The following is an 18,437-nucleotide window of genomic DNA, read 5'->3' on the forward strand; positions in this document are numbered from 1 at the left end:
CCCTAGTTTCGAGCTTCGAGCGGCCGGCTGCAAGCAGCAGCCGGTAACGGCCCTTTAGCGGCTGGCCGCCAGGGTAATCGACACCGATTCGGCAAACCGCAGCGCGTGGGGCTTGTCGACTTCGACCTCGGCATACAGCACCGCTTCGTTGCTCATCACCAGGTCCAGCAGTTCCTGGGTCAGGCGTTCGAGCAGGGCAAAGCGGTTGCCCTCCACATGCTGGATGATCGCCTTGGTGATGGTGCGGTAGTTCAGGGCGTGATCGATGTCGTTGTCGCGCACCGCTTCCTGGGCCGCATACAGGATGGTCAGGTTGATCAGCACGTCCTGCTTGTTGAGGATCTCGTCCTCGTTGATGCCGATATAGGTACGCAGGCACAGGTCCTTGACCCGGATGCGCGCCATGCCTGGTTGAAGTTGTGGCATTGCTACTTGCTCCGTCCAATCAGTTGCAGGAACTCCATGCGGGTGCGGCTCGAGTCGCGCAGGGCTCCGAGCATCACCGAGGTGTTCATGGTCGAATTCTGTTTTTCCACGCCGCGCATCATCATGCACATGTGCTGGGCTTCGATCACCACCGCCACGCCGGCGGCCTGGGTCACTTGCTCGATCGCGTCGGCGATTTCCCGGGTGAGATTTTCCTGGATCTGCAGGCGGCGGGCGAACATGTCGACGATCCGGGCGATCTTCGACAGCCCCAGCACCTTGCCGGTCGGCACGTAGGCGACATGGACCTTGCCGATGAAGGGTAGCAGGTGATGCTCGCACAACGAGTACAGCTCGATGTCCTTGACGATGATCATCTCGTCGTTGTCGGAGGCGAACAGGGCACCGTTGACCACGTCCTCAAGCGTCTGGGCATAGCCGCGACACAGGTATTGCATGGCCTTGGCGGCCCGCTTCGGGGTGTCCTGCAGGCCCTCGCGGTCAGGGTTTTCGCCCAGCCCCAGGAGGATCTCGCGGTAATGCTCGGGCAGTGTGGCACTCATGGAAAGGATTCCTCGCGGGGCGGCTTATTTAAGGTGCCGGCCGCCGTTGACGGTCAAGGTTGTGCCAGTGACATAGGGGTTGTCCAGCAGATAGCGCAGGCTCTGATAGATCACCCCGGCACCGGGCTCGATACCCAGGGCCGATTTGGCCAGGGTCCTGGCGCGGTACGCCGCGTCGTCGTCGGGGTGGAACATCAGCAGGGCGGGGGCGATTCCGTTGACCTTGATCCGCGGCGCGTAGCGGGCCGCGAAGGACAGGGTCAGGCTGTCCAGGCCGGCCTTGCTGGCGCAGTAGGCGACGTGCTGGGCGCTGCCCTTGCGGGTGACATCGTCGCTGATATGCACGATGTCGGCCACGGGCGAGCGTTCCAGCAACTCGGCGCAGTGCAGGTTGATCAGATAGGGCGCCAGCATGTGCAGGCTGAACATCTGGGTAAAGGCTGCGGTTTCGTTGCCGGGTGTTTCGGTCAGCCAGGCCGAGGCATTATGGACGATCGCCCGCAGGCAATCGGTGTGCTGCTTGAGCGTCTCGATAAAGGCCAGGATCCCGGCTTCGCTGGAGAAGTCGGCGAACAGCGCGGTCGCGCCGAGGTCGCGCAGGGCCTGGACGCCGGGGCGCTCGCTGCGATAGCTGACGATCACCGGGTAACCGTCGGCCAGCAGTCGCTCTGCGCAGTGCAGGCCGACACGCTGGCCGGCGCCGGTAATCAGGATCGGGGCACAAGACGGTGGCATCGAAGGCTCGTGGTAAGCGGTGGAGAGGCGTCGGTTGACGTTGAAGTCAAAACTATACCAGCCACACCGCTTGTACAACTGCCAAGCCGGATACTGCCGCTGCAGGAAGAGGTGCCGTCAATGCCGGGCGGTGGCGGTGTCCCTGGGCAGCGCCTTGGCCTTCGTGCTGTGCAACCAGCCCGCCAGCAGGTGGGTCGACAGCGGAATGAAGCAGTAGACCATCAGCGGTGTCAGGATCAGCGTGCTGAGCAGCACCCGGGGCACCAGGCTCAACTCGGCCAGCAACGGCCCCAGGGCGAAGTTGAACAGCAGCGACACCGGAAAGAACGCCAGCCAGATCGCCACTGCCTGTTTCCAGCGCGGCGGACGCTGGCCCACGGTGCCGAACCAGCCATCGATGCCACTGACCCGCTGTTCCTGCGGCCCGGCGAACAGGTCGCTGCCACGCGCCAGCCAGGCCTTGCGCGAGGCGGAGTGCTCCCAGGCGTTGAGGGTCGCGGCATCGCTGAAGCGGAAGATCATCTGGAATTCGTTGTCACCGGGCGGCGGGGCGAGCACGCCGGAACCCAGGTAACCGGGAAAGTCGGTGGCGAGCAATTCGCCTTCGTGCAACCAGGCGAGCAGGTCCTGGTAGCGGCCATCGGCAACGCGCCGGGCAACCATCATGGTGACGGGTGAGGTAGACATCATGTATCTCCGTAAGACAAGCATGCCGCCCGGGTAGGGCGAATGCGCAACGCAGCGCCGGGGTGATGGGCTGCGGTGGTGGACAGGCAAGAATTATTCCCTATTCCGGAAAATGCACCAGGAATGTGACTGGTATTGCGTAGGGTTTGCAGATGTTTGGATCCAGTGGTCTAGAATATCTGCCAAATCCTATTCCGAAATCTGTGACAGATGCCCGTCATGACCGAACTTGAACCTGCCGCGCCGCTGTTGCGGGCGTTGAAACAGGAAGAGTTGTTTCCCATTCGTGAAGTCTCGCGCCTGACCGGAGTCAATCCGATCACCCTGCGGGCGTGGGAGCGACGCTACGGTCTGATTCAACCGACGCGCACCGAAAGTGGGCATCGGCTCTATACCATGAGCGATATCGAGACAGTCCGCACCATCATGGGCTGGATCGAGCGCGGCGTGGCGGTGAGCAAGGTCGGCAAGATCCTGGCGAAAACCGCCGCCCAGGCCCTGCCCATCCACACACCTACCGGCATTGCGACGCAATCGATTGCGCAGACGGAATGGGACGACTGGCAGACGCAATTGCACGCGGCGGTCAGCGCTTTCGACGAATCGGCCCTCGAAGGCCTCTATGGACAGGTGTTTTCCAGCTACCCGCTGAACGTGGTGTTCCAGAATATCCTCCTGCCGCTGTGGCAGCGCCTGCAGGTTCAACCGGGTGAGTTCGGCCAGGTCAGCGAATGGCTGTTTCTCGATGCGTTCCTGCGTGCGCGGGTATTGCAGCGTCTGCGCTCGGTGTGTGGATTCCCCTGCAAGCGTATCGTGGTCGCCGCTGTGCCGGATCAATGTCGTGAACTCGAATTGCTGGTGGCGGGCCTGTTGCTGGGTGACGGCGACCGCTGCATCAGCGTCCTGGCGGTCGGCCAGCCCTTCGATGAATTGACCCTGGTGTGTGAAAAGCTCCGGCCCGAGGCGCTGGTGCTGTATTCCAACCGCTCGCCGATGACGGATCTGCCGCGCCGCCTCAAGCGTCTGGCCCTGTCCGTGGACTGCGCGGTGATGTTGGCCGGGGATGTCTCGGAGCTGCTGCAAGAGCGCCTGGAAGGTTCGAGCATCGGTTGCCTGGGCAGTGATGGCCAGTTGATGCGTCGGCGCTTGCGGCAGTTGCTGGTGGGCCGGCTCGACACCTGATCGGTGCTCAGGCGTCTTCCTCTGCCTCCACGCCCTGGGTTATGCCGGGTTACCGCCGGTGGCCTTGAGCGCCTCCAGCTCGGCCTGGACCTTGGCCAACTGGGCTTCCAGTTGCGCCACCCGCTGTTGTGCCTTGACCTGAAGGGTCACGTCTTTTTGCACGCCGACGAAGTAGGTCAGTTGGTCACCTTCGTTGAACACCGGCGACAGCGACAGTTCGTTCCAGAAATGGCTGCCGTCCTTGCGGTAGTTGCGCAGGATCTGGCGGCACGGCTTGCGGCTGCGCAGGGCTTCGCGGATCAGTTCCAGTGCCGGCTGGTCGCGGTCGCCCGACTGCAGGAAACGACAGTCCTGGTAGAGAATCTCTTCGTTGGTATAACCGGTCAGGCGTTCGAACGCCGGGTTGGCATAGATCAGGATATGGTCTTCACCTTCCTGTTCGGCCACCACGATACCGTCGTTCGACGCGTCGATCACCAGTTGCAACAGTTTGGGGTTTATCATTTCTCAAGACATCCGCAGTCCATCGACCTGTGCGTCGGAGTTTAAGACATCGTCTTGAGCAATCCATTCCATTTGATTCTGGCGAGTGGCGGGTTTTGTGAGAAAGTCTCTCATCTGCTGGTATCCTGTTCTTTTTATAAAGCACCAGGATCAGATTGATGAAAGTCGCCATCCTTTCCGGCTCGGTCTACGGCACCGCCGAAGAAGTTGCCCGCCATGCTGAAAAAATCCTCCGCGAGGCCGGTTTCGAGGCCTGGCACAACCCGCGGGCGACCCTGGCCGATGTCCAGGCCTTCGCCCCGGACGCTTTCCTGGCGGTGACCGCCACCACCGGCATGGGTGAGCTGCCGGACAATATCCAGGCGCTGTATCACGCCATCCGCGACCAGTTGCCGGCGGCGTGGCGCGGTTTGCCGGGTGGGGTGATCGGCCTGGGCGACTCCAGCTACGGCGACACCTTCTGCGGCGGCGGCGAACAGATGCGCGAGCTGTTTGCCGAGTTGGGGGTGCGGGAAGTCAAGGACATGCTGCGCCTGGACGCCAGCGAAAGCGTCACCCCGGAAACCGATGCCGAGCCATGGCTGGCCGAGTTCATCAGCGCGTTGCGCTGACGTTGGCGCGCTCGCGCAACAGCGCCAGCCAGGCCTGGGCGGCCTTGGACAGGTAGGCGCCGCGGCGCCAGATGAAGGCGATGTCCCAGCGCAGGTCGGTGGGCGAACTCAAGGTCAGGCGGACCACGCCGGGACGTACCAGCGAACGTGCCACCACGCTGGGCAGTAGCGCCACGCCTTGCCCGGCGGCCACCAGCGCGGCGAGAAAATCCGCCTGGCCGCTGCGCCCGCTTTCCCTGGGGGTGAACCCGGCCTGCCGGCAGGCCTCCATCAGCCGGTGATTGAGCACGAAACTGCGCTGGTACAGCAGAAACGGCGTATCGGCCAATTGCTCCAGGCGGATGGAGCCTTCCTCGGCCAGGGGATGGTCGGTCGCCAGCAACACATCCAGCGGTTCGTCGCAAAAGGGCTGGTAGTCGAACGCCGGATCGCTCGGCTTGAGGCTGCCGCCCAGTTCCAGTTCGCCGCTCAGCACCGCCGGCTCGATATTCAGGCTGCCGCCTTCGAGCAGGTGAATGCTGATATTGGGGTAGCGCCGCCGGTATTCGGCGAAGAGGCTGGCGAACAGCGTCTCGCCGCCCAGTTGCGGCAAGCCCAGGCGCAGTTCGCCCCGGGCCAGGTGGCTCAGGTCGTCCAGTTCACTGAGCAGCCCGTCGCGCAGGCGCAGCATTTCTTCGGCCCGTTGCAGCACCACGGCGCCTGCCGCGGTCAGCAGGACCCGGGAGCCCTGGCGGTCGAGCAAGGGCGTGGCGAGGTCGTGCTCGAGCTGGGCGACCTGCTTGCTCACCGCCGACTGGCTGATGTGCAGGGTTTTCGCCGCCTGGGTGAAGCCGCCCTGGCGGACCACTTCGATGAAGCTGCGCAGTTGCTTGAATTCCATGACCTGATTCCAGATTGGAATGGCTGCCAGTCTAACAATTCGCTTTTGGGATGGTAGGGGGCACTTTAAAATCGGGTCCCAGAGAGGACTGAACCCGATGAACCGTCTGTTGCTGAAAAAATCCTGCCGCTTGCTGGCCGAACTGGCGGTATTGCTGGGGCTCTATCAAGTGGGCGCACTGTTCGCCGCCTGGAGCCACTGGCCGATTCCCGGCGGTGTGATCGGCCTGGCGTTGCTGCTGCTGGCCTTCGCCACCGGCTGGATCAAGCCCGCCACCCTGCAACTGGGGGCCGGGCTGCTGATGGCCGAAATGTTGTTGTTCTTCATCCCGGCGTTGATGAGCCTGCTGGACTACGGCGCCATGGTGCGCCAGGACGGCTGGCGGATACTGCTGGTGATCGGGGTCAGTACCCTGGCGGTGATGCTGGCGACCGCCTTTACCGTCGAGTTCGTCTGTCGCTGGAGTGCCCGCCGTGAAGCTTGAGTGGATGTCCCTGTTCTGGCTGGGGCTGACCCTGGCAGCCTATGTGTTCAGCCGCTGGGTATATGGCCGCACGGATCGCTATCTGCTGTCACCGCTGATCCTGGTGCCGTTCGTGTTGCTGGCGGTGGCGATCCCCTTGCACACGGCGTACGCCGAATACTCGCGCGATACCCACTGGCTGATGCTGATCCTGGGGCCGGTCACCGTGGCCTTCGCAGTGCCGATCTGGCAGCAGCGGCGGATGCTGATGCGCCATGGTCCGGCGCTGCTGCTGGGGATGGTCGCGGGCAGCGCGGCGTCCATCGGCACTTCCTACGGGCTGGCCAGGGCGCTGTCGTTGGACACCAGCCTGACCCTGTCGCTGGTGCCGCGCTCGATCACCACGCCCTTTGCCATGCCTCTGGCCCAGGACCTGGGGGGCGTGCCCGAGCTGACCGCGGTGTTCGTGATGGTCACCGGCGTTTTCGGCGCCTTGCTCGGCGGGCTGCTGCTCAAGTGGTTGCCGCTGCGCAGCAGCCTGGCGCGCGGTGCCCTGTTCGGCGTGGGGGCCCACGGTGCCGGTGTCAGCCGCGCCCGTGAAGTGGGTGGCGAGGAGGGCTCGGTGGCGGGCCTGGTGATGGTGCTGACCGGCCTGCTGAACCTGTTTGCCGCGCCTTTGCTGGCGTCGCTGATCTGATCCGCGCCGGCAGGCTTTCATCCTCGGCAGCGCGCTGACCCGCTGGGTCATCAAGCTGGCTGGCAAGGCGACTCCGTTGCGGCGATGGGCTGATCTAGACTGGTCGGCACTCGAATAAAAACCGGAAACCGCCGAGGTCAGTGCCGTGAACGCAGCCCCTGTTACCGTCGCACCCGATGTGAAGAGCCAAGTCAGCGCCGCCGAATGGCAGACCCGCGTCGACCTGGCGGCCTGTTATCGCCTGGTGGCGATGCATGGTTGGGACGACCTGATCTTCACCCACATCTCGGCCAAGGTGCCAGGCACCGAGGACTTCCTGATCAACCCCTACGGGCTGATGTTCCACGAGATCACCGCGTCGAGCCTGGTCAAGGTCGACCAGGCCGGCAACAAGTTGATGGACAGCCCCTACGAGATCAACCCGGCCGGCTACACCATCCACAGCGCCATTCATGAGGTGCGTCACGACGTGACCTGCGTGCTGCACACCCACACCGCTGCGGGTGTCGCGGTCTCGGCGCAGCAGCAGGGGGTGCTGCCCATCAGCCAGCAGTCGCTGTTCGTGCTGTCGAGCCTGGCTTATCACGCCTACGAAGGGGTGGCCCTCAACCATGAAGAGAAAGCGCGGTTGCAGGCCGACCTCGGTGAAAACAACTTTCTCATGCTGCATAACCACGGTCTGCTCACCTGTGGCTCGAGCATTGCCGACACCTTCCTGATGATGTTCACCTTCCAACGCGCCTGCGAGATCCAGGTGCTGGCACAAAATGGCGCGGCGCCACTGATCACCATCGAGCCGCAGATTCTTGCCGGGGCCAAGGCCATGATCGCCGGGGTGACCCGCAGTGCCCAGGGCATGGGCGGTGCGCTGGCCTGGCCGGCGCTGTTGCGCAAGCTGGACCAGCAAGACGCCGGGTTCCGGCTCTGAGGCCAGTGTCCGGGATGGCCCAGGGGGGCGGGTGTCAACCTGGGCCGTTGCGGCGCCCGTGCCGGACTATCCCGCTGCCTTATCGCGCACCATTCAGCCCTGGCTGACTTTATTGTGACCCAAGGCCGGGTGTCCGACACTCGGCTTCTATTTCCATCGGTCCTGGCTGGAGTCCTGTATGAGTGAGTCTGTGCGCTTCGAAGATAAAGTGGTGATCGTCACCGGAGCCGGCGGCGGCCTGGGGCGTGCCCATGCACTGCTGTTCGCCCGTCATGGCGCGAAAGTGCTGGTCAACGACCTCGGCGGCTCGGCCCACGGTGAAGGCGCCAATGCCTCGGCGGCGGACAAGGTGGTGGCCGAGATTCGCGAAGCCGGCGGTACGGCCGTGGCCAACCATGACTCGGTCACCGATGGCGACAAGATCGTGCAGAACGCCCTGGATGCCTTCGGTCGTATCGATGTGGTGGTGAACAACGCCGGCATCCTGCGGGACAAGACCTTCCTGAAGATGGAGGATGCCGACTGGGACCTGGTTTACCGGGTGCATGTCGAAGGTGCCTACAAAGTCACCCATGCGGCCTGGCCACACCTGCGTGATCAGAACTACGGCCGGGTCATCTTCACCGCGTCGACGTCCGGTATCTACGGCAATTTCGGCCAGTCCAACTACGGCATGGCCAAGCTCGGCTTGTATGGCCTGACCCGGACCCTGGCCATCGAGGGCCGCAAGAACAATATCCTGGTCAACGCCATCGCCCCGACCGGCGGCACGCGTATGACCGAAGGCCTGATCCCGCCGCAGGTGTTCGAGTTGCTCAAACCGGAACTGATCAGCCCGCTGGTGGTGTTCCTCGGCAGTGAGCAGTGCGATGAAACCGCCGGCCTGTTCGAAGTCGGTGGCGGCTGGATCGGCAAGACCCGCTGGGAGCGCAGCCTGGGCGCCGGGTTCGATCCGCACAACGGTTTTTCCGTGGAGGACGTGGCGGCCAGTTGGAAGCAGATCTGTGATTTCGAGGGCGCCGTGCACCCGAAGGACACGCCCGAATCCTTGAAGGAAATGATGGCGAATCTGCAGAAATATATGGCCTGAGTCGTCTCCCGATAGCGGATCGGGATTCTTCGAACCGGCTTGCCGGCGATGGCGCTGCAAGATTTATTGCCATCGCCGGTCCCCACCGTCAGGGGAAGTACTTCGCCACCAGCGCTGCCAGATTGGCCGCCGTTTCGGCATCGAGCACCCCGTCATAATTCGCCGGTCGGAAATGCAACTGGAACGCCCTGACCAGTTGCCTGAATCCCGCTGGCGTGTCAGCTCTCGTCACCTCGTAACCGTACTTCTTGAAAAGCGCCAATGTCGTTGCTTGAGGGGGCAGACCCTCGCGCAGGTATTGCTGCCGGTACTGGTCGCGGGTCGCCTCGTCGAACCAGGCGCCGATGCCCGCCCGATACAGATCGTGCCAGGGAAAGGCGGCCCCCGGATCGCTCTTGCGGTTCCAGGCGATATCCGAATGCCCGACCACCTGGGTCGGGTCGATACCGGGATGGCGGGCGAGGATGTTCAGCGCCAGTTGCTTGAGCGCTTCGATCTGCCGGGGTTCATAAGGCGGAAAATGAAACTGCCCCGCGCTATCGGACGCCAGGTTGACGATCTCGATGCCGATCGAGGTGTCATTGAGCTGCGTTCTGCCGCCCCAGGCACTGGCGCCCGCGTGCCAGGCGCGTTTTTGTTCGTCCACCAGATTGAAGATTTCCTGCTGGTTGAAGCCGGCCTGGATATAGCTCGGGTCGGTGACATCGGGCACCAGGTAATGGCTGCTGACGTTGGGGCCGGTCAGGGTCGCCATTGAACTGGCGAAATCGGCGGCGGTGTAATGCATCACTAGAAACCGAACCCTGTCGTTGAAACTCCGCGTGCTGCGGTAGGCGTTGTAGTTGATGGCTTTCATAAGCGATTCCTTTCCCTATGGCACGACGTTGTTGAGTGAAACAGGGTGAATCGTGCTGCCAAGTGATGAAAAGGTGGTCGGGTCTCCTGTTCCTGTAGGAGTTGTCTCTATGTTTTGTTTTTAAACTTTCGGGGGGAATAAAAAAGGCCACTGCAAATGCAGTGGCCAAGGGAAGACGTTCGATCAAGGAGTAAATCAACGTCAGTAAACAGAAGATGATGATCAGCATAAGTACTTCGGACCCGTTGAAAAAGCCCGGTTTGCGACATTCACCGTTACCGTCGTGGTAACAGTTGTTTTTTTCGGTCGCTATGTTCGGATCGTCTCGTCCTCCCTCCATCCACGTGCGCTATGACGCGCTATCCATGGGTTCGATGGTCCGCTGCAAGCCGCGCCGGAGGCGCCCATTCATCCTTTCGAGGTACAGCACGAATACCTCCTTGGTGCGCTTATCGCTCCCGTTGGCGATGAGTAGGGTGAAGCCTTCTGTCACACACCGGGGAAGACGCATGACAAAAACAACAATGCGCGCCATCTTCACACCGCAGGCCCTGGCCATCGCGGTTGCCATCGGCGCCAGTGCGCAGGCGCAGGCGGTTTCGTTCAACATCGGGGACATCGAAGGCAAATTCGACTCCTCCCTGTCCCTTGGCGCGAGCTGGGGCATGCGCGATGCCGACAAGCGCCTGGTGGGCGTGACCAACGGCGGCACCGGCCAGGCTTCCACCGGTGATGACGGACGCCTGAACTTCAAGAAGGGCGATGCCTACTCGAAGATCTTCAAGGGCATTCACGACCTGGAGTTGAAGTACGGCGATACCGGCGTCTTCGTCCGGGGCAAGTACTGGTACGACTTTGCGACGGCCGACGGCGGCCAGGACTTCAAGGACATCAGCGATCACCATCGTGATGAAGGGGCGCGCTCTTCCGGCGCCGAACTGCTCGACGCCTTCATCTACCACCATTACTCCATCGCCGACCTGCCGGGCACCGTGCGCCTGGGCAAGCAGGTGGTCAGTTGGGGGGAAAGTACCTTCATCGGCAACTCGATCAACAGCATCAACCCCATCGACGTATCGGCCTTCCGCCGGCCAGGTGCCGAGATCAAGGAAGGCCTGATTCCGGTCAACATGTTCTTCGCCTCCCAGAGCCTGACCGACCAGCTGACGGTCGAAGGGTTCTACCAGTTGAACTGGGAAAACACGGTGGTGGACAACTGCGGGACCTTCTTCGGCAACGACGTGGTCGCCCATGGTTGCAACAACAACTACACCGTGGGCAGTCCGGCGATTGCGCCTTTGCAACCGTTGGCTGCGGCGTTCGGGCAGGGCTTCCAGATCACTCCGGAAGGTATCGTGGTACAGCGCGGCGATGACCGCGATGCCCGTGACGGCGGCCAATGGGGCATGGCCTTGCGCTGGCTGGGTAGCGAGACCGAGTACGGCCTGTATTTCATCAACTACCACAGTCGTACCCCGACAGTCGGTACCAAGACCGCCGATGCCAGCACCCTGGCCGCGCTGGGCCGTATCCTGCCGTTGGCGCCGGCAGCCTTCCGCAGTGGCCTGGCGCAAAGCGTCATGCTGGGGCGCGGCCAGTACTACCTCGAGTACCCGGAAGACATCCGTCTCTACGGCGCCAGCTTCTCCACGACCCTGCCCACCGGTACCGCCTGGAGCGGCGAGATCAGCTATCGTCCCAACGCCCCGGTGCAGCTCAACACCACCGACCTGACCCTGGCGCTGGTCAATCCGATTGCCGGCGGCGCCGCCTCACCGATCCAGACCAGCCTCGGTTCCGACAATACCGGTTACCGCCGCAAGGAAATCACCCAGATCCAAAGCACCCTCACGCAGTTCTTCGACCAGGTTCTGGGGGCCGAGCGCCTGACGCTGGTGGGCGAGGCGGGGATGACCTACGTCGGTGGCCTGGAGACCAAGGACAAGCTGCGTTACGGGCGTGACTCGGTATACGGCGCCTACGGCTTCCAGGGCGATACCGGCGGTTTCGTCACCGCGACTTCCTGGGGCTACCGGGCCCGGGCGATCCTCGACTACAGCAACGTGTTCGCCGGGATCAACCTCAAGCCCAACCTGTCCTGGTCCCATGACGTCAAGGGTTACGGCCCCAACGGCCTGTTCAACCAGGGCGCCAAGGCGATCAGCATCGGTGTGGATGCCGACTACCGCAACACCTATACCGCGAGCCTCAGCTACACCGACTTTTTCGGTGGCCACTACAACACATTGACTGACCGTGACTTCCTGGCGCTCAGCGTCGGCGCGAATTTCTGATCCAGGCTTGAGAAGGACAATTTTATGCGCAAGATGATTCTGCAATGCGGCGCCCTGGCCCTGAGCCTGTTGGCAGCCAACGTAATGGCGGCGGTTTCCGCGGAGGAAGCGGCCAAGCTCGGCACCACCCTGACGGCCATCGGCGCGGAAAAGGCCGGCAATGCCGACGGCTCGATCCCGGCCTACACCGGCGGTATCCCGAAGAACGCCGGCGCGGTGGACAGCAAGGGCTTCCTGGCTGACCCGTTCGCCAATGAAAAACCGCTGTTCATCATCACTGCGGCCAATGCCGACCAGTACAAGGCCAAGCTTTCCGAGGGCCAACTGGCGATGTTCAAGCGCTACCCGCAGACCTACAAGATTCCGGTCTATCCGACGCATCGCAGCGTCGCCCTGCCGCCGGCGGTCCTGGAGTCGGCCAAGCGCAGCGCCCTCAACGTCACGGCCATCAACGACGGCAACGGGCTGGCGAACTTCACCGGCATCCGCTACTACGCCTTCCCGATTCCGAAGAACGGCGTGGAAGTGCTGTGGAACCACATCACCCGCTACCACGGCGGCAACCTGCGCCGCACCATTACCCAGGCTACGCCACAGACCGACGGTTCCTTCACGCCGATCACCTTCGAGGAAGAAGCCGCCGTGCCGTCGGAAATTCCCGACCTGGCGCCGGACAAGGGCGCCAACGTGCTGACCTTCTTCAAGCAGGAAGTCACCGCGCCGGCGCGTCTGGCGGGCAACGTGCTGCTGGTGCACGAGACCCTCGACCAGGTGAAGGAGCCGCGCCTGGCCTGGGTCTACAACGCCGGCCAGCGCCGTGTGCGCCGCGCCCCGCAAGTCGCCTATGACGGCCCGGGTACCGCCGCCGATGGCCTGCGCACCTCGGACAACTTCGACATGTTCTCCGGTGCTCCGGACCGTTACGACTGGAAACTGATCGGCAAGAAGGAGATGTACATCCCCTACAACAGCTACAAGCTGGATTCGCCGACCCTCAAGTACACCGACGTGATCAAGGCCGGCCATCTCAACCAGGACCTGACCCGCTACGAGTTGCACCGGGTCTGGGAAATCGAAGGGACGGTCAAGCCGAGCGAGCGGCATATCTATGCCAAGCGCCACATGTACATCGACGAGGACAGCTGGCAGGTCGCGCTGGTGGATCACTACGACGGCCGCGGTCAACTGTGGCGGGTTGCCGAAGGTCATGCACAGTTCTACTACGACCACCAGGTGCCGGCTTATACCGTTGAAGCGCTGTACGACCTGATTGCCGGGCGCTACATCGCCCTGGGCATGAAGAACGAAGAGAAGCACAGCTTCCAGTTCGGCTTCATCGGCAAGGCGGCGGATTACACGCCGGCGGCGCTGCGGGCGAGTGGGGTGCGCTAAACCCTCTCTGTTGGATGTAGGATGTAGGAGCGAGCTTGCTCGCGATGGTCGTCAACGATAACGCGGGGCGTCTGATACCCCGCGGTGTCTGGGTTACCATCGCGAGCAATCGAGCGTCGACCGGCTGCTCCTACACACCGTCGCTGTATCCGGCCAAAACCTGCCCCCTTGGGGCCTCTTTGTTATAACGCTCGATAAGTTTCCTGAATATTCGTTCATTCCCAGGCTTGAACAGGATTAGGGTGACCGGATAAAACCAAGAAAGGCCGCCGCAATGACCGCCATGACCCCGCGTCTGGACCGTCCCGGGTTCCTGCCTCGTTTGTCCTCCCGCCATTTGCCGCGTGCGCGCCTCAGCACCCCCTTGATCGAGTCCCAGGCGCGGGTCCGCCTGCTCTGCGCGCCCGCCGGCAGCGGCAAGAGCGCGCTGCTCGCCGAATGCCTGCTGCAAGCGCCGCCCAGCTGTGGCGTGTGCTGGTTACCGCTGTCCGGGGCGAGTCTCACGACCGACGCCTTCTGCAGTGCCCTGGCCCAGGCGCTGGGGCTGGACGAGCCCCACGACGAGTCGAGCCTGTTGGCACGGCTGGCGCGCTGGACCACGCCCACCTGGGTTTTCCTCGACGACTATTGCCGTTTGCCCAACCCGGCGCTGGATCAGTTGCTCGATCGGCTGCTGGCGACCAGCAGTCCGGTCCTGAGCTGGTGGCTGGGCGTGCGGCGGCGGCCCCACTGCAACTGGCCACGGCTGTTGCTCGAAGGTGAACTCTACGAAGTCGACAGCCCGAGCCTGTTGTTCGAGCGGAGCGAAATCGAACAGTTGGTGAATCACCCGTCGATTACCCCGCAGTGCATCGACCGGATGAGCCAGTACACCGCCGGCTGGTGCGCCGGTGTGCGGGTTGCCATGCTGGAGGCCTCGGCCTGGATCGCCAGCGCCCCCGACGCCGGTGCGCGACGTTCGGCGACCCTGCTCGACTACCTGCAACACGAACTGTTCGATGCCCTGGCGCCCGAACTGGCCGAAGCCTGGCGCGTGCTGGTGCATCTGCCCCGCTTCAATGCCGACCTCTGCGAGCACCTGTTCGGTGCGGGGGAGGGCGCCCAGTGGATGCGAACCCTGCAGGAACTCGGGTGCTTTATCGAGCCCTGGGAAGACTCCTCGGAATGGCTGCGGGTGTTCGCGCCACTGACCCTGTTGCTGCGCGATGAACCCTGGCCGGCCGGGCGCTCCTGGCATCGCCGGGCCTGTCAGTGGTTCAGTGCCCGGGGCGACTGGCAGGCCGCGGTGGAGCAGGCCCTGGCCGCCGAGGAGTTCGAAGTGGCGGCCAGCCTGTTGCACAACTTCACCTTCGATTACCTGTTCCAGGACCAGAACGTGGCGCTGCTGCTGCGTCTGCACGAGCAGCAGCCGGACGAATTGATGTTCGGCACGCCGCATCTGGTGGGCCTGATCACCACCGCCTTGCTGTTCGCCGGGCGCTTCGACGAGGCGGCCCACAGCATCGAGCAGATGGCCCGTTTCACCCCGCAGCCGTCAGCGGCGGCACAACGGCAACTGGTGGCGCGCTGGCAGGCCCAGCAAGGCTGGTTGCTGCATCTGCAGGGGCAGGCGCAACCTGCGCGTGGGCATTTCCTCGAAGCCTTGCGGGATCTGCCGCCGGCCGCCTGGCCGGCGCGGTTGTTCTGTCTGTCCGGGCTGACCCAGCAGGCGCTGCTCGAGGGTGAGCTGGAGCAGGCCCACGCCTTGAGTCGCGAGGCGCTGTGCCTGGCGCGGGCACAAGGTTCGCTGCTGTTCGAGGCGCTGCTGGAGCTGGACCATGCACAGTTGCTGGAGCAACGGGGAGCCTTGCACCGCAGCGAGAGCCTGCTGGACAACATGCATGCCTTGTTATCCGCCAAGCGCTACCTGGCGGGACCGTTGCTGGGGCGTATCGCCTTGCGCCGGGGACGGATCGCCCTGCGCCAGGGCCGCGATCAACAGGCCGCCGAACATTTCCAGACGGGCCTGGACGAGTGCCTGCGCAGCCAGGACAAACGGGCCTTGTACGGGTTTCTCGGACTGGCCCTGCTGGATGCCAACCACGGCGACTACGCCCAGGCGTTTGTCCGCTTGCGCGATGCCGAACGGTTGATGCAGCAACGGCATATTCCGGATGTGGTGTATCGCGCGGTGCTGCTGATGGTCAGCTGCCATTTCTGGTTGCAACAGGGGCGGCCGGAGCTGGCGGAGGAGGCGCTGACCCGGGTGCTGCGTCACTACCGTGGCGCGAACGGGGTACAGGCGCCGCCGGCGACGCTGGAGCTGATTCCGCGACTTGAATACCTGTTGGTGCTGGCGCAGGTCTATCTGCACAAGGCCCAGGCCCCGCTGGAAGCGCTGGCGCCCTTGCTCGAGCAGGCTCAGCGTCGGGGCATGCAGGGGATGGAAACGGAGTTGCGTCTGGCGCTGGCGGAAGTGGCCTTCCTGCTGGGGCGTAGCGCGCTGGCCAAGAGTCATCTGGAGGAGGGGCTGGCGCTGGTCAGCCGCTGCAACCTGCAACAGGCCTTGCGTGAGTTGCGTTTGCGCCAGCCGGAGATGCTGGCGAGCCTGGGCTTTGAAGAAGCGCTGATGGCCACGGGAGACAATCCCTTGAGCCAGCGTGAACTGGAAGTGCTCAAGCTGATTGCCCTGGGCAGTTCCAATCTGCAGATCGCCGACCAGCTGTTCATCTCGCTGCACACGGTGAAAACCCATGCGCGGCGGATCCACAGCAAACTGGGGGTGGAGCGGCGGACCCAGGCGGTGGCCAAGGCCAAGGCCTTGGGGCTGATGGGGTAGTGCCTCTGGCCAAGGACGGCATTTTCAGCCCTGCGGCTGATAACCCATCCGCCAACTCACCGCCTGGCTCGCCGCCAGCAACCGCTTGGCCGCCGGGCCGTCTTCATCGGCGTGGAACAGCGACGTCGGCCCCACCACCGTGAGCACCGCCACCACCTGTCCCAGGGCATTGAACACCGGCGCCGACAAGGCATCGACCCCGGGCATCAGCAAGCCATGGACGAAATGCAGCCCGCGTCGGCGGATCCGTTCGCAGGTCGCGGTGTAGGCCGCGGCATCGGCCAGCGGGTGAGGGTGGCCGGCCTTGAGTTCCGCTTCACGCAGCTCGACCGTTTCCCGATCCGGCAGGAAGGCGTTGAACACCAGCCCCGTGGACGAACTGAGCAACGGCAGCACCGACCCCAACTGCGTCACCACCGTCACCGCGCGTACGGCCGGTTCGATATGCACCACGGTCGCCCCGTGGTTGCCCCACACCGCGAGGAAACAGCTTTCATTCAGGTCGTCGCGCAGCTCCGCCAACGGCATCGCCGCCACATGCAGCACCTCCATGCTGTTCAGCGCCGCCAGGCCGACCCGCAGCGCTTCGCGCCCCAGGCCATAGTGGTTGGTCGCCGCGTTCTGCTCGGCAAAGCCACTGGCGATCAAGGCCTGGAGATAACGGTGGACCTTGCTCGCCGGCATCTGCACATGCTCGGCCAGGCGCGACAGCGAGGTGCTGGGCGACAGCTCGGCCAACGCCTTGAGGATGTCGGTACCCACCTCCGCCGAGCGGACTTTCTGTTTACCGTTGCTGTCGCTGGTAGGACGTGGCTTTTCCATGGAGGCAATGTAATCCCGGGACGAATGGGCGTCTTTATAGCTTGACGGGCACGGTCAATCAAATTACGTTCTGCATAATCAAGTTACGTTATGCATAATTACGTCCCAATAAAAACAAACCGGACCGTGTTGCACGCCCCCTCGAATCAGGCCGGCAGCCCCAGGTCCACTCCCTCCAGGAGGCTCCATGAATCCCGATTCCACGGTGCTGGCCTATCAGTCCGGCTTCGGCAACGAATTCAGCAGCGAGGCCTTGCCCGGCGCGCTGCCGGTCGGCCAGAACTCCCCGCAGAAAGCGCCCTACGGTCTTTATGCCGAACTGTTCTCCGGCACGGCCTTCACCATGACCCGCAGCGAAGCACGGCGCACCTGGATGTACCGCATCCAGCCGTCGGCCCGGCATCCGGCTTTCGCCAAACTGGAGCGGCAACTGGCCGGTGGGTCGCTGGGCCCGATCACACCCAACCGCCTGCGCTGGAACCCGCTGGAGATTCCGAGCGAGCCGACCGACTTCATCGACGGCCTGGTGAACATGGCGGCCAACTCGGCGCCGGAAAAACCGGCCGGCATCAGCATCTACGGCTACCGCGCCAACCGCTCCATGGAGCGGGTGTTCTTCAATGCCGACGGCGAGTGGTTGCTGGTCCCGGAACAGGGGCGGCTGCGGCTCGTCACCGAGCTGGGCGTGCTGGAGATCGAGCCGCTGGAAATCGCCGTATTGCCCCGTGGCCTGAAATTCCGCGTCGAACTGCTCGACCCGCAAGCCCGTGGCTACCTGGCGGAAAACCATGGTGCGCCGCTGCGCCTGCCGGACCTGGGCCCCATCGGCAGCAACGGCCTGGCCAATCCGCGGGATTTCCTCGCCCCGGTCGCCCATTACGAAGACCTGCGGCAACCGACGACCCTGGTGCAGAAGTTCCTCGGCGAGCTCTGGGGTTGCGAGCTCGATCATTCGCCGCTCAACGTGGTCGCCTGGCACGGCAACAATGTGCCGTACAAATACGACCTGCGTCGTTTCAACACCATCGGCACGGTCAGCTTCGATCACCCGGACCCGTCGATCTTCACCGTGCTCACCTCGCCCACCAGCGTGCCCGGCATGGCCAACCTCGACTTCGTGATCTTCCCGCCGCGCTGGATGGTGGCCGAGAACACCTTCCGTCCGCCGTGGTTCCACCGCAATCTGATGAACGAGTTCATGGGCTTGATCCAGGGTGCCTACGACGCCAAGGCCGAAGGTTTCCTGCCCGGCGGCGCGTCGCTGCACAGCTGCATGAGCGCCCATGGCCCGGATGGTGAAACCTGCACCCGGGCGATTGCCGCCGAACTCGCGCCGAGCAAGATCGACAACACCATGGCCTTCATGTTCGAGACCAGCCAGGTGCTGCGCCCGAGCCGCTTCGCCCTCGACTGCCCACAGTTGCAGAACGACTACGATACTTGCTGGGCCACCTTGCCCGTCACCTTCAACCCGAATCGGAGATAACCC

The 18,437-nt window shown here is 63.6% G+C and carries 18 protein-coding genes; 10 read left to right on the top strand and 8 right to left on the bottom strand.

The features are described 5' to 3' along the window. Positions 1 to 54: 54 nt before the first annotated feature. The 4 genes from folX to UCMB321_RS04930 all read right to left on the bottom strand — a co-directional run bounded on the left by folX (position 55) and on the right by UCMB321_RS04930 (position 2,411). The gene (gene folX / locus UCMB321_RS04915) at positions 55 to 426 is read right to left on the bottom strand and encodes a dihydroneopterin triphosphate 2'-epimerase (RefSeq protein ID WP_040064315.1); all 372 of its coding nucleotides are present in this window, start codon (positions 424 to 426) and stop codon (positions 55 to 57) included. 2 nt (positions 427 to 428) lie between these two features. After that, positions 429 to 989 carry a GTP cyclohydrolase I FolE gene (gene folE / locus UCMB321_RS04920; protein WP_040064317.1) on the bottom strand — a complete coding sequence of 187 codons (561 nt, stop codon included), beginning with the start codon at positions 987 to 989 and terminating at the stop codon, positions 429 to 431. Positions 990 to 1,013: 24 nt separating this feature from the next. Beyond that, complete coding sequence (gene folM, locus UCMB321_RS04925; RefSeq protein WP_040064319.1) at positions 1,014 to 1,724, bottom strand: dihydromonapterin reductase; 711 nt, start codon at positions 1,722 to 1,724, stop codon at positions 1,014 to 1,016. A gap of 117 nt (positions 1,725 to 1,841) precedes the next feature. After that, positions 1,842 to 2,411 carry a putative antibiotic biosynthesis monooxygenase gene (locus UCMB321_RS04930; RefSeq protein ID WP_040064322.1) on the bottom strand — a complete coding sequence of 190 codons (570 nt, stop codon included), beginning with the start codon at positions 2,409 to 2,411 and terminating at the stop codon, positions 1,842 to 1,844. Positions 2,412 to 2,621: 210 nt separating this feature from the next. On the opposite strand from UCMB321_RS04930, the gene UCMB321_RS04935 reads away from it, so the two are divergent. After that, entirely contained in the window at positions 2,622 to 3,593 is a 972-nt protein-coding gene (locus UCMB321_RS04935; RefSeq protein ID WP_040064324.1) for a MerR family transcriptional regulator, read from the top strand. Positions 3,594 to 3,632: 39 nt separating this feature from the next. Here the strand turns inward: UCMB321_RS04935 and UCMB321_RS04940 are convergent, their stop codons facing one another. Further along, entirely contained in the window at positions 3,633 to 4,097 is a 465-nt protein-coding gene (locus UCMB321_RS04940; protein ID WP_040064325.1) for a PAS domain-containing protein, read from the bottom strand. 158 nt (positions 4,098 to 4,255) lie between these two features. Between UCMB321_RS04940 and UCMB321_RS04945 the strand changes: the two genes are divergently transcribed. Beyond that, positions 4,256 to 4,708, top strand: coding sequence for a flavodoxin (locus UCMB321_RS04945; protein ID WP_040064327.1), 453 nt, complete (start codon positions 4,256 to 4,258; stop codon positions 4,706 to 4,708). Here the strand turns inward: UCMB321_RS04945 and UCMB321_RS04950 are convergent. Continuing rightward, the gene (locus UCMB321_RS04950) at positions 4,692 to 5,588 is read right to left on the bottom strand and encodes a LysR family transcriptional regulator (RefSeq protein ID WP_040064330.1); all 897 of its coding nucleotides are present in this window, start codon (positions 5,586 to 5,588) and stop codon (positions 4,692 to 4,694) included. The two genes, UCMB321_RS04945 and UCMB321_RS04950, sit on opposite strands and share 17 nt — an antisense overlap. Before the next feature lie 97 nt (positions 5,589 to 5,685). Between UCMB321_RS04950 and UCMB321_RS04955 the strand changes: the two genes are divergently transcribed. The 4 genes from UCMB321_RS04955 to UCMB321_RS04970 all read left to right on the top strand — a co-directional run bounded on the left by UCMB321_RS04955 (position 5,686) and on the right by UCMB321_RS04970 (position 8,766). Further along, positions 5,686 to 6,072: a CidA/LrgA family protein gene (locus tag UCMB321_RS04955; RefSeq protein ID WP_040064331.1), complete on the top strand. Its 387-nt coding sequence runs from the start codon at positions 5,686 to 5,688 to the stop codon at positions 6,070 to 6,072. Continuing rightward, the gene (locus UCMB321_RS04960; RefSeq protein WP_040064332.1) at positions 6,062 to 6,748 is read left to right on the top strand and encodes an LrgB family protein; all 687 of its coding nucleotides are present in this window, start codon (positions 6,062 to 6,064) and stop codon (positions 6,746 to 6,748) included. Before UCMB321_RS04955 ends, UCMB321_RS04960 begins: the two co-directional genes overlap by 11 nt. 145 nt (positions 6,749 to 6,893) lie before the next feature. Continuing rightward, on the top strand, positions 6,894 to 7,676 hold the full coding sequence (locus tag UCMB321_RS04965; RefSeq protein WP_040064334.1) for a class II aldolase/adducin family protein: 783 nt from the start codon (positions 6,894 to 6,896) through the stop codon (positions 7,674 to 7,676). A 178-nt stretch (positions 7,677 to 7,854) separates the two neighbouring features. Then, entirely contained in the window at positions 7,855 to 8,766 is a 912-nt protein-coding gene (locus tag UCMB321_RS04970) for an SDR family oxidoreductase (protein WP_040064335.1), read from the top strand. Between the two features lie 88 nt (positions 8,767 to 8,854). On the opposite strand, the gene UCMB321_RS04975 is transcribed toward UCMB321_RS04970, so the two are convergent. Continuing rightward, positions 8,855 to 9,622: an N-acetylmuramoyl-L-alanine amidase gene (locus tag UCMB321_RS04975; protein ID WP_040064337.1), complete on the bottom strand. Its 768-nt coding sequence runs from the start codon at positions 9,620 to 9,622 to the stop codon at positions 8,855 to 8,857. Between the two features lie 524 nt (positions 9,623 to 10,146). On the opposite strand from UCMB321_RS04975, the gene UCMB321_RS04985 reads away from it, so the two are divergent. From UCMB321_RS04985 to UCMB321_RS04995, 3 genes are all read left to right on the top strand, one after another. Next, positions 10,147 to 11,916: a DUF1302 domain-containing protein gene (locus UCMB321_RS04985; RefSeq protein WP_040064341.1), complete on the top strand. Its 1,770-nt coding sequence runs from the start codon at positions 10,147 to 10,149 to the stop codon at positions 11,914 to 11,916. Between the two features lie 24 nt (positions 11,917 to 11,940). Continuing rightward, a complete protein-coding gene (locus tag UCMB321_RS04990) occupies positions 11,941 to 13,308 on the top strand; it encodes a DUF1329 domain-containing protein (RefSeq protein ID WP_040064344.1) in 1,368 nt (455 codons plus the stop codon). Between the two features lie 274 nt (positions 13,309 to 13,582). Then, entirely contained in the window at positions 13,583 to 16,126 is a 2,544-nt protein-coding gene (locus UCMB321_RS04995; protein ID WP_040064345.1) for a LuxR C-terminal-related transcriptional regulator, read from the top strand. 24 nt (positions 16,127 to 16,150) lie between these two features. Here UCMB321_RS04995 and UCMB321_RS05000 read toward each other — a convergent pair whose 3' ends face one another. Further along, positions 16,151 to 16,948: an IclR family transcriptional regulator gene (locus UCMB321_RS05000; RefSeq protein ID WP_040064346.1), complete on the bottom strand. Its 798-nt coding sequence runs from the start codon at positions 16,946 to 16,948 to the stop codon at positions 16,151 to 16,153. 187 nt (positions 16,949 to 17,135) lie between these two features. On the opposite strand from UCMB321_RS05000, the gene hmgA reads away from it, so the two are divergent. Then, entirely contained in the window at positions 17,136 to 18,434 is a 1,299-nt protein-coding gene (hmgA, locus tag UCMB321_RS05005; protein WP_040064347.1) for a homogentisate 1,2-dioxygenase, read from the top strand. Positions 18,435 to 18,437: the final 3 nt, after the last annotated feature.

Origin of the sequence: Pseudomonas batumici (assembly GCF_000820515.1) — a bacterium.
GTDB classification, from domain to species: Bacteria; Pseudomonadota; Gammaproteobacteria; order Pseudomonadales; family Pseudomonadaceae; genus Aquipseudomonas; species Aquipseudomonas batumici.